This is a genomic window from Empedobacter sp. UBA5528 (genome assembly GCF_002426075.1).
In the GTDB taxonomy this organism is placed as follows: Bacteria; Bacteroidota; Bacteroidia; order Flavobacteriales; family Weeksellaceae; genus Empedobacter; species Empedobacter falsenii_B.
On sequence record NZ_DINY01000002.1, the window covers coordinates 1 to 1555 of the forward strand.

The window sequence follows — 1555 nt, forward strand, 5'->3', positions numbered from 1 at the left end:
TATGTCGACTCTAAAATCCGTTATTAAAAAGTGAATTTGAGTATTAATAAGAATAAAAATACGTATAACGTAAAATAACAAAAACCCCTTTCCCAAAAACAAAGTTGGCGCGATGTACTGGAAAAGGAGAGGCTTTTAAAACTAATGTTGAATTAAAAAACGTATGTAAAATTATGAAAGAGTAAACAGATTCACACTCTATCCCCCGAAGACAACACAATAAGAAAGTAAATGATCTTCATAAAATGTATTAGTGTTAATTTTTTTCATTTATTAATGTATTTTTTAAAACTGTTGGAGGGGGATATTTTAGGAGGAATATAGGATAAACAGGCGCGAATGCACGCGCGTGATAATAGAGATGAGGTTCTGAACATAATTACGATAATAAGAAGATAATTTGTAGTTCATTATTTTATTACTTTCATTTTTTTTCTTGATAAATAAAAACGAAACAAAAAAAATCAAGTCTATGCTTACAAGTCGGTCAATAACGGCTACTCGCTAAATGCTTTAGAACATTCGCATATGAAATGCGAACATAAATCATTTTTAACGCTCTTTACGCCGAATTGACACTCGACTTTTCAGCAATGACGGTTTATAAATTCATTGTTAAAAAAGGATTTGAATATTAATAAGAATAAAAACGTAGAACGTTAAGCGTAAAACTTATAACGTAAAAATAAACCCCTTTCCCAAAAACAAAGTTGGCGCGATGTACTGGAAAAGGAGTGGCTTTTAAAACTAATGTTGAATTTTAAAAAACTTATGTAAAATTATGAAAGAGTAAACAGATTCACACTCTATCCCCCGAAGACGCCTTAAGAAGAAAGTAAATGATCTTCATAAAGTGATTAGTGTTAAATTTTAGTTTTCATTTATTAATGTAATTTTTAAAACCTGTTGGAGGGGGATATTTTAGGAGGAATATAGGATAAACAGGCACGAATGCGCGCGCGCGTGATAATAGAGATGAAATTCTAAATGGAATTTGCGATAATAAGAAGTTCTCTATTTATTGCTTTTTGCTTGATCAAAAAGTAATCAAAAAATCAAGTCTGTGCTTACAAGTCGGTCAATAACGGCTATTCGCTAAATGCTTTAGAACATTCGCATGTGAAATGCGAACATATATCATTTTTAACGCTCTTTACGCCGAATTGACACTCGACTTTTCAGCAATGACGATTTATAAATTCATTGTTAAAAAAGGATTTGAGTATTGAAAAAAGAGTTAAAAATCCGACGATTTAGAATCGAAATGATAACGAATTTGAATATTGAAAAAGGATTTAGAAAATGTCATATGATTTGGAGGNNTTGACCGTCGAAAATCAAAGACAAGAGTTTTTTGATTACTTTTTTGCTCATAAAAAAGTGATAGAAAGAATTTTACATTCTTTTTTTCCTTGATAAAAAAACATTTGAGATTAAGAATTTGAAATTAAAAGGAGAAGCTCCTGTGGAGCTTAGGTAGAAATTGTTACAAGTTGATTAATAATTATATGTTCATTTTTTCCTTGATGAAAAAACATTTGAGATTAAGAGGAGA